Below are 12,706 nucleotides of genomic sequence, written 5' to 3'. Positions count from 1 at the left end.
CGGCCGAACCCACAGCAGTCGAGGCGAAGCGAGCCATCTTGCGTGGTGAGACCGAGGCGCCCTGGAGTGAGTGACGGCGAGGCCGGTCAGAAGCCTTCCGGGCCCATCGCGATGACCGGCTTCGCCGCCGGGTCGAGGGTCTCCAGGACCTTCTTCATGGCCTCCTTCGGGATGCCGACGCAGCCCTGCGAGGGGCCGTCGTGGTCCACGTGGAGCCAGATGTTGCCGCCCTTGCGCTCCCCCTCCGGCTTCACCGGGTCCAGCGGGGACCTGCCCGGCCTGCGGTTGAAGTCGATGGCGACGACGTAGTCGAAGGAGCCCGCCAGGGACTCCCCGTTCACCCCGCGGCCCGTCGCGACGAAGGCGCGGTCCTTGTCGTACGGGAGCCGGGTGCCGGGCGGCTTGGGCAGCAGGCCGCCCGCGTCGGTGAGCGTGAAGACGCCCTGCGGGGAGGTCAGGTCGCCGTACGTGCGCTCCGTGGACCAGCCCTTGGCCCCGTTGCGCGCCGGCCAGCTCTCGGCCCGCACCCAGTCTGCGCCGGCCGCGGGGCGGGTGTAGAGCGTGGCGGTGGACTCCGAGGAGTCCTTGGCCTTGCCCGTGACCAGGATGAGCTGACGGGACTCGGCCGGGATCCTGGCCCGGGTCTGCTCGCTGATGCCGGTCAGGCCCTGCGGGGCCTCCCGTTGGGCGGGAGGGTGGGCGGGACGGTGGGCGTCACGTGCGGCACGGTCCGCGGTCGGCGGGCGGGAGTCGGCGCGGGCCTGCGACGCGCCCGCGGCCCCGTCCAGGTCCTGGGCGGCGTAGACCCAGCCGACCGTGAGGGTCATCAGGCCGAGGGTGGCGGCGTAGACCACACGGCGGGTCGTACGGCGCGTGCGGGAGCGGGCTCGGGCGTGCTTGCTCATCAAACCGACCGTACAGCAGCCGGTCTTCAGGGGCGGTACGCCTGCGCCGCGCGCCCCCTACCCCTGCACGGGGAAACGGACCCGTACCGTAAGGCCGCCCTCCGGGGCGGGATTGGCCTCGGCCGCCAGCTCCGCCCCGTGCGCCCGCGCGATCGACGCCACGATCGAAAGCCCCAACCCGGCGCCCTCACCTGCGGTGTGCTGCCGCTCGGCGCGCCTGCGGAACGGCTCCAGGAGCCCCGGCACGTCCGCCTGACCGATCACCGGGCCGGTGTTCGACACCGTCAGTTCCCCGTCGGAGGAGGTGGCCACGGCGATCCGGCCCCCGGCGCGGTTGTGACGTACGGCATTGATCAACAGGTTCCGCAGGAGGTGGCCGAGCAGCGCCCGGTCCCCCGTCACCGTCAGCGGCGCGAGGGTCCGTACGACGGTCAGCCCCTGCTGCGGGCAGGCCGCCAGCTCGGCCGCCGCGAGCGCCGCCAGGTCCACCGGCTCGGTGGACTCCAGCCCCTGTTCCGAGACGGCGAGCAACAGCAGCGACTCGATGAGGTGCTCGCTGGAGTCCGCGACCCCGATGAGCTTGTCGCGGATCCGGGCGACCTTCTCCGGCGACGGGTTCCCGGCCAGCCCGATCTCGGCCGCCGCCCGCTGCACGGCCAGCGGCGTGCGCAGTTCGTGTGCGGCGTTCGCCGCGAACCGCCGCTGGGCGGAGACCAGATGCTCCATCCGCCCCAGCATCGCGTCGAAGGTGTCGGCCAGCTGCTTGAGTTCGCCGGGCGGGGCGTCGAGGGAGATCCGCTCGTCCAGGTTCTCCCCGGACAGGCGGCGCGCGGTCTCGGTGATCACGCCGACGGGGCGCAGCACCCGGCCGGCCATCCACCAGGCGAGCCAGATCGACAGCACGGCGAAGACGGCCAGCGCGAGGAGCGAGTACATCAACAGCCGGTGCTGGGTGGCCTCGGTGACGGCGTCCGAGAGGTTCCGGGTGTAGGCGAAGCCCTTGAGCTGCTCGGCGGTGGGTGCGGTCGGTGCGGTGGGTGCGGTGGGTGCTTCCCCCGGGGCCATGGTCTGGGCGGGCATGGGGCTCCGGCTCGCGTCGGTCGTCTCGCCGGGTACGGGGAACTCGTAGGCCGGGCTGACCGTACGGACGACCCCGCTGACGCTCGCGTGGAGGCCCTGGCCGACGAGTACGTAGACCAGCGCCACCAGGCCGCCGCCGGCGAGGAGCAGCAGCGAGCCGTAGAGCGCGGTGAGGCGGCCGCGCTCGGTGCGCGGGAAGACGGTCAGGCCGGTCCGCCGGGCCACCGTGCTCACCGGGCGGCGATCCGGTAGCCCGCGCCGGGCACCGTCTCGATCAGCGGTGGCTCGCCCAGCTTGGCGCGGAGCTTGCTGAGGGTGACGCGGACGGCGTTGGTGGAGTAGCTGGTGTCCTGCTCCCACACCTGCTCGATCAGGTCGTCGTTGCTGACCACGGCGCCCTCGGCGCGCAGCAGCGCCTCCAGCACGGCGAACTCCTTGCGGGACAGCGCGAGCCGGTGCCCGTCGCGGGTGGCGCTGCGCCGGGCGGTGTCGACGGCGATGCCCGCGCGCTCCAGTACGGGCGGCAGGGCGGGGCGGGCGCGCCGGCCGAGCGCCAGGACGCGTGCGAGGAGCTCGTCGTAGGCGAAGGGCTTGGTGAGGTAGTCGTCCGCGCCGAGGCCGAGCCCCTCGACGCGGTCCCGTACGGTGCCGGAGGCGGTCAGCATCAGGACGCGGGTCAGCAGCCGCTCGCGCACGACCTGCCGGCAGACCTCGTCGCCGTGCAGGCCGGGCAGGTCGCGGTCCAGGACCAGGACGTCGTACTCGCCGAGCCGCAGCCGCCGCAGGGCCTCCAGGCCGTCGCTCGCCTCGTCGACGGCGAGCGCGTCGCGGCGCAGCCCCTCCGCGATCATCTCCCGGAGGAATTCCTCGTCCTCCACCACCAGTACGCGCATGGTGTCCTCTTTACCGGAGATCGGCATTTCGCCGTTGTAAGCAGGGTGCGAGAGGGAAGCGAAATGCCCCTTCACCCCATGCTCGGGCCCATGAAGCGATCCCTGATCATGACCACGGCCGCGGTCGTCACCGGACTGACCCTGTTCGCCACCGCCTGCACGAACGACTCCTCGGGGACGGGCGGGAAGCAGGACGCCTCCGGGGGCGGGAGCGGGAGCAGTAGCGGTAGCGGTAGCGGCAGTGGGGGCGGATCCGGCGCCGGCGCGGAGGCCGACAACGCCGTGAAGATGCGCCAGTGCCTGCGCGAGCACGGCATAGACGTGCCCGACCCGGCGCCCGGCCAGGACCCGCGCGCGATGACCCTGGGCGGGGACGCCGACCCGCAGAAGATGCAGGAGGCCATGAAGGCGTGCGGGATGGGCGGCCCTGGCTCCGGCAAGGAGCCCACGCAGGAGGAGAAGGACAAGGAGCTCAAGTGGATCCGGTGCATGCGCGAGAACGGGGTCGCCCTCAAGGACCCTGAGTACAACGGGGGCATGAAGAGCGCCGTCGAGATCCCCAAGGGGCAGGAGAAGGCCTTCGAGGAGGCCCAGAAGAAGTGCGAGGCGGCCGGATGAGGAAGCGGGCGAAGCGGGCCAAGTGGCTGCTGGGCTCGCTGGCCGCCGTACTGGCCGTCTCGGGCGGCGGATACGCCGTCATGGCCCAGCCCCAGCGCGACGGCGACGGCGGCGGGCAGGAGCGGGCGGCCGGCCTGCCGCCGGCCACGGCGCCGGTGCAGCGCGGCGACCTCAGCTCGGGCCTCCAGGTGGAGGGCACCCTCGGCTACGCGCAGGAGCGCAAGCTGGGCGCGGTCGGGCCGGGCGTGCTGACGTGGGTCGCGGGCGAGGGCTCGGCGGTCGAACGGGACGGGAAGCTCTACGAGGTCAACGGCCGGGTGGTGCGGCTCATGTACGGGTCGACGCCCATGTACCGGCCGCTGAAGACCGGGGACAAGGGCGAGGACGTCAAGCAGCTCAAGCGGAACCTGGGGGCGCTGGGGTACGGGACCGGACTCGACCCGGAGGACGGCACCTTCACGGCGGGTACGGCGACGGCGGTCAAGCGGTGGCAGAAGGCGCACAAGGCCGCGCAGACGGGCGAGGTCGGCAAGGAGGACATCGCCTTCGCGTCGGGACCGCAGCGGGTGCGGAGGAACGACGCGGCGGTCGGTGACGAGCCCGGCCCCGGCAAGCCGGTGCTGACGGTGACGGGCACCGAGCGGATCGTCCGCTTCCAGCTGGACGCGGCGAAGGCGGGCACGGCGAAGGCCGGGGACCCCGTGACCGTACGGCTGCCAGGAGGCGCCACGGCCACCGGAAAGATCGACTCGGTGGGCGGGGCCGCCCGGCCCGACGACCAGAACGGCGGCTCCGGCGGCCCCGGCGGCGGCGACAAGAAGGCCAAGGTCGAGGTGGCCGTCGCCTTCGACAAGCCGGCCGAGATCAACGCCCCCGACCAGTCCCCGGTGACCGTCGGCCTGACCGGCGAGACCCGCAAGGGCGTCCTCTCCGTACCGGTCAACGCACTGCTCGCGCTCGCGGGCGGCGGCTTCGGCGTCCAGGTCGTGGAGGACGGCAGGACGCGCGAGGTCAGGGTGGAGCTGGGCATGTTCGGCAACGGCCGGGTCGAGGTGACCGGCGACGCCCTCAAGGAGGGCATGCAGGTGGGGATCCCGAAGCTATGACGCAACCGGAAACGGTCGTGGAACTGACCGGGGTCACCAAGGAGTACCCGGGCGGGGTCACGGCCCTGCGCGGGGTCGACCTGACCGTCGCCGCCGGCGAACTCCTCGCCCTCGTCGGGCCGTCGGGCTCCGGCAAGTCCACCCTGCTGCACATCGTCGGCACCCTGGACCGCCCGACGGCGGGCCGCGTACGGATCGCCGGTCACGACATCGCGGCCCTGTCGGACCGTTCGCTGTCGGCCCTGCGGTCCCGGCACGTCGGCTTCGTCTTCCAGTCCTTCCACCTGGTGCCGGGCATCAGCGCCCGGGCGAACGTCGCCGAGGGGCTGCTGTACTCCGGACTCTCGCGGGCCGAGCGGGGCCGCCGGGCCGCGCAGGCCCTGGAGCGCGTCGGCCTCGGCGACCGGATGGAGCACCGGCCGCACGAGCTGTCCGGCGGGCAGAAACAGCGCGTGGCGATCGCCCGGGCGGTTGCGGGCGCGCCGGACCTGCTGCTGGCCGACGAGCCGACGGGCGCGCTCGACACGGCGTCCGGGGAGTCGGTGATGGAGCTGCTGCGCGAGTTGAACCGGGACGGGGCCACCATCGCCGTGATCACCCACGACAACGAGATCGCGGCGAGCCTGCCGCGGCAGGTGCGGATCCGGGACGGGGAGATCGTGGCGGACGTACGGAGCGCGGCGGGGATGGCGCGGGTGGCGGGGGTGGCGGGATGAGCCGTACGAGGAAGCGCGCCCGTGGGCCCGTCCGGCGGCTGACTCCGCCGAGGCTGTCCCCGCGGGACGTCCTGCACGTCGGATCGGCGGGCCTGCGCTCGCGCCCGATGCGGGTCTTCCTGTCCGCGCTCGGCATCGCCATCGGCATCGCGACGATGATCGCGGTGGTGGGGATCTCCTCCTCCAGCCAGGCCAAGCTGCTGCGCGAACTCGACAAGCTCGGCACCAACATGCTGGTGGCGACGCCCGGCCAGGGGATGTTCACCGGCCAGGACACGAGGCTGCCCAAGGACGCCCCCGGCATGATCTCCCGCATCGAGGGGGTCGAGTCGGTCGGCACCACCGGTGACGTGGCCGAGTCCGTACGCCGGTCGGAGAACATCCCGAAGGAGGAGACGGGCGGGGTCGCGCTCAAGGCGGCCAAGGACGATCTGCTGGGCACCCTGCGCGCCCGGATGGCGAGCGGAACCTGGCTCAACGGGGCCACCGGCCGCTACCCCTCGGTGGTGCTCGGCGACGTCTCCGCGCGCCGGCTCGGCATCACCGGACCGGGTCAGCAGGTCTTCATCGGCGGCCGGTACTTCACGGTGATCGGCATCCTGGAACCGATCCCGCTGGCCCCGGAGATCGAGCGCTCCGCGCTGATCGGCTGGGACGCGGCCGAGCAGTTGCTGGGATTCGGCGGCCACCCGACGGCGGTGTACGAGCGGTCGGCTGACGACCGGGTGGCGGCGGTCAGGAAGCTCATCGCCCAGACGGCCAACCCCCAGACCCCGAGCGCGGTCCTGGTCACCGACCCCTCGGCGGCGCTCCAGGCGAAGGCGGCCACGGAGGGCGCCTTCAGCACCCTGCTGCTGGGTCTGGGCGGGATCGCGCTGCTGGTGGGCGGGGTCGGCGTCGCCAACACCATGATCATCTCGGTGCTCGAACGGCGGCACGAGATCGGTCTGCGCCGCTCCCTGGGCGGGACGAAGGGCCAGATCCGGATCCAGTTCGTGACGGAGTCCCTGCTCCTGTCCGGGCTCGGCGGCCTGGCGGGCATCGTCCTCGGCGGCGCGGCCACGGCGGTCTACGCCCGCGCCGGCGACCTCCCCTGGGTGGTCCCCCTCTGGGCGGTGACCGGCGGCTTCGCGTCCACCCTGGCGATCGGCACACTGGCCGGCCTCTACCCGGCGGTGCGCGCGGCCCGCCTGTCGCCGACGCTGGCGCTGGCGGCGACGTAAGGGGAGAAAGACCAGGTGCAAGCCCATCCCCCGGGTCCGATCACCGGCGTACGCTGAGTTGATGATGCGAACTCAACGTCATGCAGCGCGGGTTGTCATCCTGTCACCGGCCGGATCGGTGTTCCTCTTCCGCGAGGACAACGTGGAGGTCGGCATCCACTGGCTGCCGCCCGGCGGCGGGATCGACCCCGGCGAGAGTCCCGAGGAGTGCGTGCGGCGCGAGCTGCGCGAGGAGACCGGGTGGACCGACCTGGAGCCGGAGCGGCTGCTGTGCACCTGGGAGCACGACTTCACGCACCAGGGGATCCCGGTCCGCCAGCACGAGCACGTCTACCTCGCCAGGGGGCCCCACCGCGAACCGGTCCTGGAGGACCCGGCCATCCACTGGCAGTGGCTCCCGGCGGAACGCCTGGCCACCCTCGGCGAACCGCTGTGGCCGCCCCGCCTGCCGGACCTCCTGGCCAACGCCCCGACGGACCCGGTCCACCTGGGGCTGCTGGCCTGAGGGCTGTCCCGCAGGTGTGGGACCGCCCTCAGCCCGGGCCGCGACTCCGCCGTACGGTCAGGAGCATCATGGGCGTGTGAACGTCTCACCGAACGTCTCACCGGGCGCGGACGGCGGAGCGGAGGGCCCGGAGGTCCCGGGGGGCCCCGGGGTCCTTGAGGTCGCACCCACACCTCGGACCGCCGTCGTGTGGCTCCCTCCGGCCGAACTGTGGCCCCCCATCCAGCGCATCCGCGCCGAGCACGACCCCCAGATCCGCCGCTGGCCACCCCATGTGAACCTGATCTTCGGCTTCCTCCCGGAGACCGACTTCCCGGTGGCCGCCCCGCTGCTGGCCGCGGCGGCCGGTGAGCGCGAGCCCTTCGCCGTCCGCCTCAGCGGAGTGCGCAGCTTCCGCCACCGCGCGTACTCCACCGTGTGGCTGGACCCCGCCGCGGCGGGCCTGGCGCCCTGGACGGCGCTCCAGAGCGCCCTGGCGGAGCCGTTCCCCCTGTGCGGCGGCCGATTCCCGCGCTTCACGCCGCACCTGTCACTCGGCCGCTCCCGCGACCCGCGGCGGCTGGCCGCGGAATGCGCTGCCCGGCTGGGCGGCATGTCGGCGGAGGTCCACGAGATCGTGCTGCTCTCCCGCCACGGCGAGGAGCCCATGCGTCCCCGCCTCACCATCACTCTGGGCACGGGCGAACTGCGCTGGCACGACGACCCCGACGGTACGGAGTGACCTCCGCCGCTGCGGCCGCCGCACCGTAGGCAGCTCAGTGAGGGGCCGGTGTCCTGGCTGACGCTGACGCCGTGGCCGTGGCCCCGGCCGTGGCCTTCGTGTACAGCGAGGCCGCGTACTCCCCGAGGACCGTGCTGGTGGACACCTCGTCGGTGTCCCCGCCCGTGAGGATCCCGATGATCTTCCCGTCGCGGGCGATCCACGCGCTGCCGCTGGTGCCGCCCGGGAAGTCGGCGCAGTCGAAACGCTGTTGGGTCGCGCTCTCGCGGACGGCGACCGACGTGCACGTACGGGGCACCTTGCGGTCGGCGGGGTAACCGGTGACGGTGACCTCCTCACCGGCGCGGCCGCTGGTGTCGAGCACGGCCGCCCCGGTCACGTCCTCGATGGTGCGCCCCTTGTCGTCGGGGGCGAGACGCGCGAAGGCGAGGTCGTAGTCGTCGTCCGTACCCTCGGCCCAGCGCTCGTCCTCGAAGACCTCTTCGATCTTCCACGTACCGTACGGGGCAAAGTCGTTCGCATATGCAGGTGCGAAGACGGCGGTACCGTCGCTCTGTTGGCCGTCCAGCAGACAGTGCCCGGCGGTGACGATCAGGTTGCGGCCGGGGCTGCTCACCACGGTGGCCGTACAGAAGTGATCGCTGTCCAGGCCGTTCGTGAAAAGGGCCCCGGTGAAGGCCGCGGGCCCTCCGGGCGGGGGCGTGACGGCGGGCGGCAGCGTGGTCCCGGGCGGAGCGTCGAGCTGAGGCTTCGCCGCTTGCGATCGCGATGGAGCCGTGGGCAATCCGGTCGGCGCGGCCTTCGCCCGCACGGGCGGAACCCCTTCGGGCGGCGGCGCGAGCTTGGCCACCACGGCGGACGCCCCCAGAGCCGCCGCAGCACACAGCACCGCCGTCACGACGGTCCGCTTGTCCACCGGCATGATGATCCTTCCGCTTTGCCCTGGCGAAGCATGCCTCGGGGACGGGGGCGGGTGCAAGGGCGGGGGCGAGGGCGGGGGCGAGGGCGGGGGGTGGCTGCCTACGGCAGGGTGCGTACGAAGCTGAGGCCTGGGCGACCGTCCACCTGGAGTTCGCCGGTGGGCACGAATCCCGTGCGGGCGAGGACGGTTCGCGAGCCGGCGTTGTCGAGCGTCGTGACCGCCCGCAGCGTGGTCAGGCCGTACTCCGTGACCGCCAGGCGGCAGGCCTCCCGAACGGCCGCCGTGGCCAGGCCCTGCCCCGTGGCCTTCTTGGCGATCCGGTATCCGAGCTCGGCGGAACCGTCCTCCACGTCGACGAGGTTGACCCGCCCCACCACCTCGCCACTGCTGTCCACCAGCACGTGGAAGAAGCACAGCCCTGCGGCCTGCTCGGCCATCAGCGCCTGGTGCCGCTCGTCGAAGTAGGCGAAGTAGTCGTCGCCCCGGTCGGGAACCGATGCGGCGAAGTAGGCCCGGTTCTCCTGCTCGAACTCGAGCAGTGCCGGGGCGTGGTCGAAGCGCAGCAACTGAAGTCGAGGCACACCTCGATGCTAAGCCGGATCAAGACTCTCCGACGGGGCACCCGCTGCGGATCGCGCGGCAGCACGAACTCCTCTCCCCCACGTGGGGGAAGTGAGGGCACCCCGGCACCCCCCGTAGGGCGATTGACCGATGCGCCGGCCCCTCCTCAGAACGCAGTCTGGCCCGATGACCAGTTGGGGAACGGGACGGGTCCTGCGGGACCGCAACGCGGGGCTCTTCCTGTCCGGGGTGGTGGTCTCGGGATTCGGCACGACCGCGATGTGGCTGGTCGCCGGGATCTGGGTGAAGTCCCTGACCGGCTCGGACGCTCTCGCGGCGCTGACGGTGTTCGCGATGTGGGCGCCGGTGCTGGCCGGGCCGGTGCTGGGGGCGCTCGCCGACCGGCTGCCCCGGCGGCCGGTGCTGGTCGCGGTCGGGCTGGTCATGGCCGCGCTGCTGCCCGTACTGCTCCTGCTCGACTCGGTGGACCGGGTGTGGCTGCTGTTCGCCGTCCTGCTGGTGTACGGGGTCTGCGGCACCGTCCACGAGGCGGCGGAGGCGGCCCTGGTGCCGCGGGCCGTCGACCACCGGCTCCTCGGGGACTTCAACGGGCTGCGGCTGACGGCCAACGAGGGCATGAAGCTGCTGGCGCCGCTGGTGGGCGCGGGGCTGTTCACCCGGTTCGGCGGGGCGTCGGTGGCGCTGCTCGACGCGCTGACGTTCGCGATGGCGGCGGGGATCTTCGCCCTGCTGCGGGTACCCGAGGACGCGCCGGGGCGGTCGGGAGGGTCGCGCGACGGCGGCTTCGCGCAGGTGCTGGTGGGTGCGCGGCAGTTGTGGAGCTCGCCCGTGCTGCGGCCCTTGGTGCTGGCCGGCGCCGCGGTGATGTTCCTGGCCGGGCTGAACGGTGCGGTGATCTACGCGGTCGCCGATGACGTCCTCGGGCACGCGCCCACCTACGTGGGCGTGCTGTACGCCGTACAGGGCGCCGGTTCCGTCCTGAGCGGGCTCGTCGCGGGCCCGCTCCTGCGGCGGATGCCGGAGAAGGTGTTCACCTCCGCCGGAGTGGCCCTGTTCGCGCTGGGGGCCGGCGGCCGGGCGCTGCCGTACGACGCGGTGGCCCTGGTGTGCAGCGCGGTGATCGGGGCGGGGCTGCCGTGCGTGCTGATCGCCGCCCTGACCGCGGTGCAGCGCGAGGTCCCGGGCGCCGTCCTGGGCCGCGCCGCCGCCACGGCCAACACCCTGATCTTCGTACCGAACGCGCTCGCCCTGGCGCTGGGGGCCGGCCTGGTGGCGTTCGTGGACGTACGGGTGCTGCTGCCGGCGCTCACGGTGGCGGGCCTGGCGACGGCGACGCTGCTGATCCGTGCCAGGCCTTGATGTCCTGTCCTGATGCCCTCAGTCCGCCTTGCCGCGCGGCACGACCCACTGCACCGGCTGGCCCGTGACCTTGGCAATCATGTCGTAGTCGCCGTCGTAGTGCAGGACGGTGGCGCCGTGCAGTTCGGCCGTCGCCGCGATGATCAGGTCGGGGACGGACACCGCCTTCCAGGTCCCCGCCTTGACGAGTAGGGCCTGCACCTCGATGGCACGGTCCCACGCCTCGTCGTAGGTGGCGAGCCAGTCGAAGCCGCGCAGCTCCTCGCGGATCTCCTGGGCCTCGTCCAGGCCCCGGGCGCTATGCAGCACCTCGAGTTGGATCGCACCGCACAGCGCCAGCAGGCCCGCGCTGTGCAGAGGGTCGAGCACCCGGCGCACGGCAGGCTTGGGGTAGCGGGCGAGTGCGGACTTGTCGATGAGGAATCGTGTGCTCATGCCGCCTTGTCCTGCACATCCGGAGCGGGCGGAGCGGGCGGAGCGGCGGATGCCGACGACTGCTCGACCGGGCCGGTGAGGTCGGGCAGCCGCCCCTCGGCCAGGCGGGCGAAGAACGCCTCCCGCTTGCGCCGGTTGACCGCGTCCGCCAGGGCCGCGTTCACCGTCGCCACCTTCGTCTTCGTTCCGAAGATTTCTGCGGCTTCGGCCAGCAGGGCATCGTCCACGTCGATCACGGTTCTGGCCATGACGCACCTCCGGGGTGGAGGGGCCGGCTGCCCCTGTCCACTTAAACGATATCAAGATCGACGCCGAGGGATATCGTTTCCGCAGACAGGGGCCGCCGAGCGGTGCTACGCGTTCACGCCCCCGGCCCCGCCCACAGCCCCTCCGCCGTGAGCCCCAGCAGGTCGATCGCGTTGCCGCGCACGATGCGGTCCACCACGTCCGGCGCCAGGTGGCCCATCTGCGCCTCGCCGACCTCGCGGGACTTCGGCCAGGTCGAGTCCGAGTGGGGGTAGTCCGTTTCGTAGAGGACGTTGGCGACGCCGATCGAGTCGAGGTTCTTCAGGCCGAAGGCGTCGTCGAAGAAGCAGCCGAAGACGTGTTCCGCGAAGAGCTCCGACGGCGGGCGCAGCACCTTGTCCGCGACTCCGCCCCAGCCGCGGTTCTCCTCCCAGACCACGTTCGCGCGCTCCAGGATGTACGGGATCCAGCCGATCTGACCCTCCGCGTACATGATCTTCAGGTGGGGGAAGCGCTCGAACTTGCCGCTCATCAGCCAGTCGACCATCGAGAAGCAGCAGTTGGCGAAGGTGATGGTGGAACCGACCGCCGGCGGGGCGTCCGCCGAGGTGGACGGCATGCGGGACGAGGAGCCGATGTGCATGGCGATGACCGTGCCGGTCTCGTTGCACGCCTCCAGGAAGGGGTCCCACGCGTCCGTGTGGATGGAGGGGAGGCCCAGGTGCGGGGGTATCTCCGAGAAGGCGACCGCGCGCACGCCGCGCGCCGCGTTGCGGCGGACCTCGGCGGCGGCCAGGCGGGCGTCCCAGAGGGGGATCAGGGTGAGGGGGATCAGCCGGCCGCGGGCGTCCGGGCCGCACCACTCCTCCACCATCCAGTCGTTGTAGGCCCGTACGCCGAGGAGCCCCAGCTCACGGTCCTTGGCCTCGGTGAAGGTCTGGCCGCAGAAGCGGGGGAAGGTCGGGAAGCAGAGGGCCGACTGGACGTGGTTGACGTCCATGTCCGCGAGCCGGTCGGGAACCGAGAAGGACCCCGGACGCATCTGCTCGTAGGTGATGACTTCCAGCTTGATCTCGTCGCGGTCGTACCCGACGGCCGTGTCCAGGCGGGTGAGCGGCCGGTGCAGGTCCTCGTACACCCACCAGTCGCCGATCGGGCCGTCGTCACCCGCGGCTCCCATGACGGGGGCGAACTTGCCGCCGAGGAAGGTCATTTCCTTCAAGGGGGCGCGGACGACGCGGGGCCCGAGGTCCTGGTACTTGGACGGGAGCCGGTCCCGCCAGACATGGGGGGGCTCCACCGTGTGGTCGTCCACCGAGATGATCTTCGGGAAGGTCTCCATGGCTCACACGGTAGCGTCGATCTGACGAACCGTCAGCTAGTTGGCCGGTGATC

At 72.5% G+C, this 12,706-nt stretch carries 15 protein-coding genes; 7 read left to right on the top strand and 8 right to left on the bottom strand.

Translation table 11 applies throughout. From position 1 onward, the window contains the following. Positions 1 to 86: 86 nt before the first annotated feature. From ACZ4TV_RS08190 to ACZ4TV_RS08180, 3 genes are read right to left on the bottom strand one after another with little or no spacing between them, the layout of a single operon-like run. Positions 87 to 905 carry a L,D-transpeptidase family protein gene (locus ACZ4TV_RS08190; RefSeq protein ID WP_468131960.1) on the bottom strand — a complete coding sequence of 273 codons (819 nt, stop codon included), beginning with the start codon at positions 903 to 905 and terminating at the stop codon, positions 87 to 89. A gap of 57 nt (positions 906 to 962) precedes the next feature. Continuing rightward, a complete protein-coding gene (locus tag ACZ4TV_RS08185) occupies positions 963 to 2,219 on the bottom strand; it encodes an ATP-binding protein (protein WP_468131958.1) in 1,257 nt (418 codons plus the stop codon). Further along, positions 2,216 to 2,878, bottom strand: coding sequence for a response regulator transcription factor (locus ACZ4TV_RS08180; protein ID WP_468132266.1), 663 nt, complete (start codon positions 2,876 to 2,878; stop codon positions 2,216 to 2,218). The genes ACZ4TV_RS08185 and ACZ4TV_RS08180 overlap by 4 nt, the downstream gene beginning before the upstream one ends. A 90-nt stretch (positions 2,879 to 2,968) precedes the next feature. On the opposite strand from ACZ4TV_RS08180, the gene ACZ4TV_RS08175 reads away from it, so the two are divergent. The 6 genes from ACZ4TV_RS08175 to ACZ4TV_RS08150 all read left to right on the top strand — a co-directional run bounded on the left by ACZ4TV_RS08175 (position 2,969) and on the right by ACZ4TV_RS08150 (position 7,767). Beyond that, complete coding sequence (locus tag ACZ4TV_RS08175) at positions 2,969 to 3,496, top strand: hypothetical protein (RefSeq protein WP_468131956.1); 528 nt, start codon at positions 2,969 to 2,971, stop codon at positions 3,494 to 3,496. Next, the gene (locus ACZ4TV_RS08170) at positions 3,493 to 4,602 is read left to right on the top strand and encodes a peptidoglycan-binding protein (protein ID WP_468131954.1); all 1,110 of its coding nucleotides are present in this window, start codon (positions 3,493 to 3,495) and stop codon (positions 4,600 to 4,602) included. Before ACZ4TV_RS08175 ends, ACZ4TV_RS08170 begins: the two co-directional genes overlap by 4 nt. Next, positions 4,599 to 5,318 carry an ABC transporter ATP-binding protein gene (locus ACZ4TV_RS08165; RefSeq protein WP_468131952.1) on the top strand — a complete coding sequence of 240 codons (720 nt, stop codon included), beginning with the start codon at positions 4,599 to 4,601 and terminating at the stop codon, positions 5,316 to 5,318. Before ACZ4TV_RS08170 ends, ACZ4TV_RS08165 begins: the two co-directional genes overlap by 4 nt. Next, the gene (locus ACZ4TV_RS08160) at positions 5,315 to 6,541 is read left to right on the top strand and encodes an ABC transporter permease (protein WP_468131950.1); all 1,227 of its coding nucleotides are present in this window, start codon (positions 5,315 to 5,317) and stop codon (positions 6,539 to 6,541) included. The genes ACZ4TV_RS08165 and ACZ4TV_RS08160 overlap by 4 nt, the downstream gene beginning before the upstream one ends. A 61-nt stretch (positions 6,542 to 6,602) precedes the next feature. Then, entirely contained in the window at positions 6,603 to 7,046 is a 444-nt protein-coding gene (locus ACZ4TV_RS08155; protein WP_468131948.1) for an NUDIX hydrolase, read from the top strand. Positions 7,047 to 7,122: 76 nt separating this feature from the next. Continuing rightward, positions 7,123 to 7,767: a 2'-5' RNA ligase family protein gene (locus tag ACZ4TV_RS08150; protein ID WP_468131946.1), complete on the top strand. Its 645-nt coding sequence runs from the start codon at positions 7,123 to 7,125 to the stop codon at positions 7,765 to 7,767. Positions 7,768 to 7,801: 34 nt separating this feature from the next. Here ACZ4TV_RS08150 and ACZ4TV_RS08145 read toward each other — a convergent pair whose 3' ends face one another. Then, entirely contained in the window at positions 7,802 to 8,689 is an 888-nt protein-coding gene (locus ACZ4TV_RS08145) for a trypsin-like serine peptidase (RefSeq protein WP_468131944.1), read from the bottom strand. A 98-nt stretch (positions 8,690 to 8,787) separates the two neighbouring features. Next, the gene (locus ACZ4TV_RS08140) at positions 8,788 to 9,270 is read right to left on the bottom strand and encodes a GNAT family N-acetyltransferase (protein ID WP_468131942.1); all 483 of its coding nucleotides are present in this window, start codon (positions 9,268 to 9,270) and stop codon (positions 8,788 to 8,790) included. Between the two features lie 166 nt (positions 9,271 to 9,436). Between ACZ4TV_RS08140 and ACZ4TV_RS08135 the strand changes: the two genes are divergently transcribed. Beyond that, positions 9,437 to 10,630, top strand: a complete 1,194-nt coding sequence (locus ACZ4TV_RS08135; RefSeq protein WP_468131940.1) for an MFS transporter — start codon at positions 9,437 to 9,439, stop codon at positions 10,628 to 10,630. Between the two features lie 18 nt (positions 10,631 to 10,648). On the opposite strand, the gene ACZ4TV_RS08130 is transcribed toward ACZ4TV_RS08135, so the two are convergent. The 3 genes from ACZ4TV_RS08130 to ACZ4TV_RS08120 form a co-directional block, all read right to left on the bottom strand. Beyond that, positions 10,649 to 11,065 carry a PIN domain-containing protein gene (locus ACZ4TV_RS08130; protein WP_468131937.1) on the bottom strand — a complete coding sequence of 139 codons (417 nt, stop codon included), beginning with the start codon at positions 11,063 to 11,065 and terminating at the stop codon, positions 10,649 to 10,651. Then, positions 11,062 to 11,313, bottom strand: coding sequence for a type II toxin-antitoxin system VapB family antitoxin (locus ACZ4TV_RS08125; RefSeq protein WP_468131935.1), 252 nt, complete (start codon positions 11,311 to 11,313; stop codon positions 11,062 to 11,064). The genes ACZ4TV_RS08130 and ACZ4TV_RS08125 overlap by 4 nt, the downstream gene beginning before the upstream one ends. A gap of 113 nt (positions 11,314 to 11,426) precedes the next feature. Next, on the bottom strand, positions 11,427 to 12,653 hold the full coding sequence (locus ACZ4TV_RS08120; protein WP_468131933.1) for an amidohydrolase family protein: 1,227 nt from the start codon (positions 12,651 to 12,653) through the stop codon (positions 11,427 to 11,429). Between the last annotated feature and the right edge of the window lie 53 nt (positions 12,654 to 12,706).

The organism is Streptomyces sp. NPDC028910, from assembly GCF_055564955.1.
Note: the sequence above shows the minus strand (reverse complement) of the source record. Positions and strands in the feature narration are given on the sequence as shown.

What these genes read in the sequence shown, in the direction of transcription:
- ACZ4TV_RS08175 (WP_468131956.1), top strand. Translation starts at nt 2,969, where the DNA reads ATGAAGCGATCCCTGATCATGACCACGGCCGCGGTCGTCACCGGACTG.
- ACZ4TV_RS08155 (WP_468131948.1), top strand. Translation starts at nt 6,603, where the DNA reads ATGATGCGAACTCAACGTCATGCAGCGCGGGTTGTCATCCTGTCACCG.
- ACZ4TV_RS08120 (WP_468131933.1), bottom strand. Translation starts at nt 12,653, where the DNA reads ATGGAGACCTTCCCGAAGATCATCTCGGTGGACGACCACACGGTGGAG.
- ACZ4TV_RS08130 (WP_468131937.1), bottom strand. Translation starts at nt 11,065, where the DNA reads ATGAGCACACGATTCCTCATCGACAAGTCCGCACTCGCCCGCTACCCC.
- ACZ4TV_RS08145 (WP_468131944.1), bottom strand. Translation starts at nt 8,689, where the DNA reads ATGCCGGTGGACAAGCGGACCGTCGTGACGGCGGTGCTGTGTGCTGCG.
- ACZ4TV_RS08165 (WP_468131952.1), top strand. Translation starts at nt 4,599, where the DNA reads ATGACGCAACCGGAAACGGTCGTGGAACTGACCGGGGTCACCAAGGAG.
- ACZ4TV_RS08180 (WP_468132266.1), bottom strand. Translation starts at nt 2,878, where the DNA reads ATGCGCGTACTGGTGGTGGAGGACGAGGAATTCCTCCGGGAGATGATC.
- ACZ4TV_RS08190 (WP_468131960.1), bottom strand. Translation starts at nt 905, where the DNA reads ATGAGCAAGCACGCCCGAGCCCGCTCCCGCACGCGCCGTACGACCCGC.
- ACZ4TV_RS08125 (WP_468131935.1), bottom strand. Translation starts at nt 11,313, where the DNA reads ATGGCCAGAACCGTGATCGACGTGGACGATGCCCTGCTGGCCGAAGCC.
- ACZ4TV_RS08135 (WP_468131940.1), top strand. Translation starts at nt 9,437, where the DNA reads ATGACCAGTTGGGGAACGGGACGGGTCCTGCGGGACCGCAACGCGGGG.
- ACZ4TV_RS08160 (WP_468131950.1), top strand. Translation starts at nt 5,315, where the DNA reads ATGAGCCGTACGAGGAAGCGCGCCCGTGGGCCCGTCCGGCGGCTGACT.
- ACZ4TV_RS08170 (WP_468131954.1), top strand. Translation starts at nt 3,493, where the DNA reads ATGAGGAAGCGGGCGAAGCGGGCCAAGTGGCTGCTGGGCTCGCTGGCC.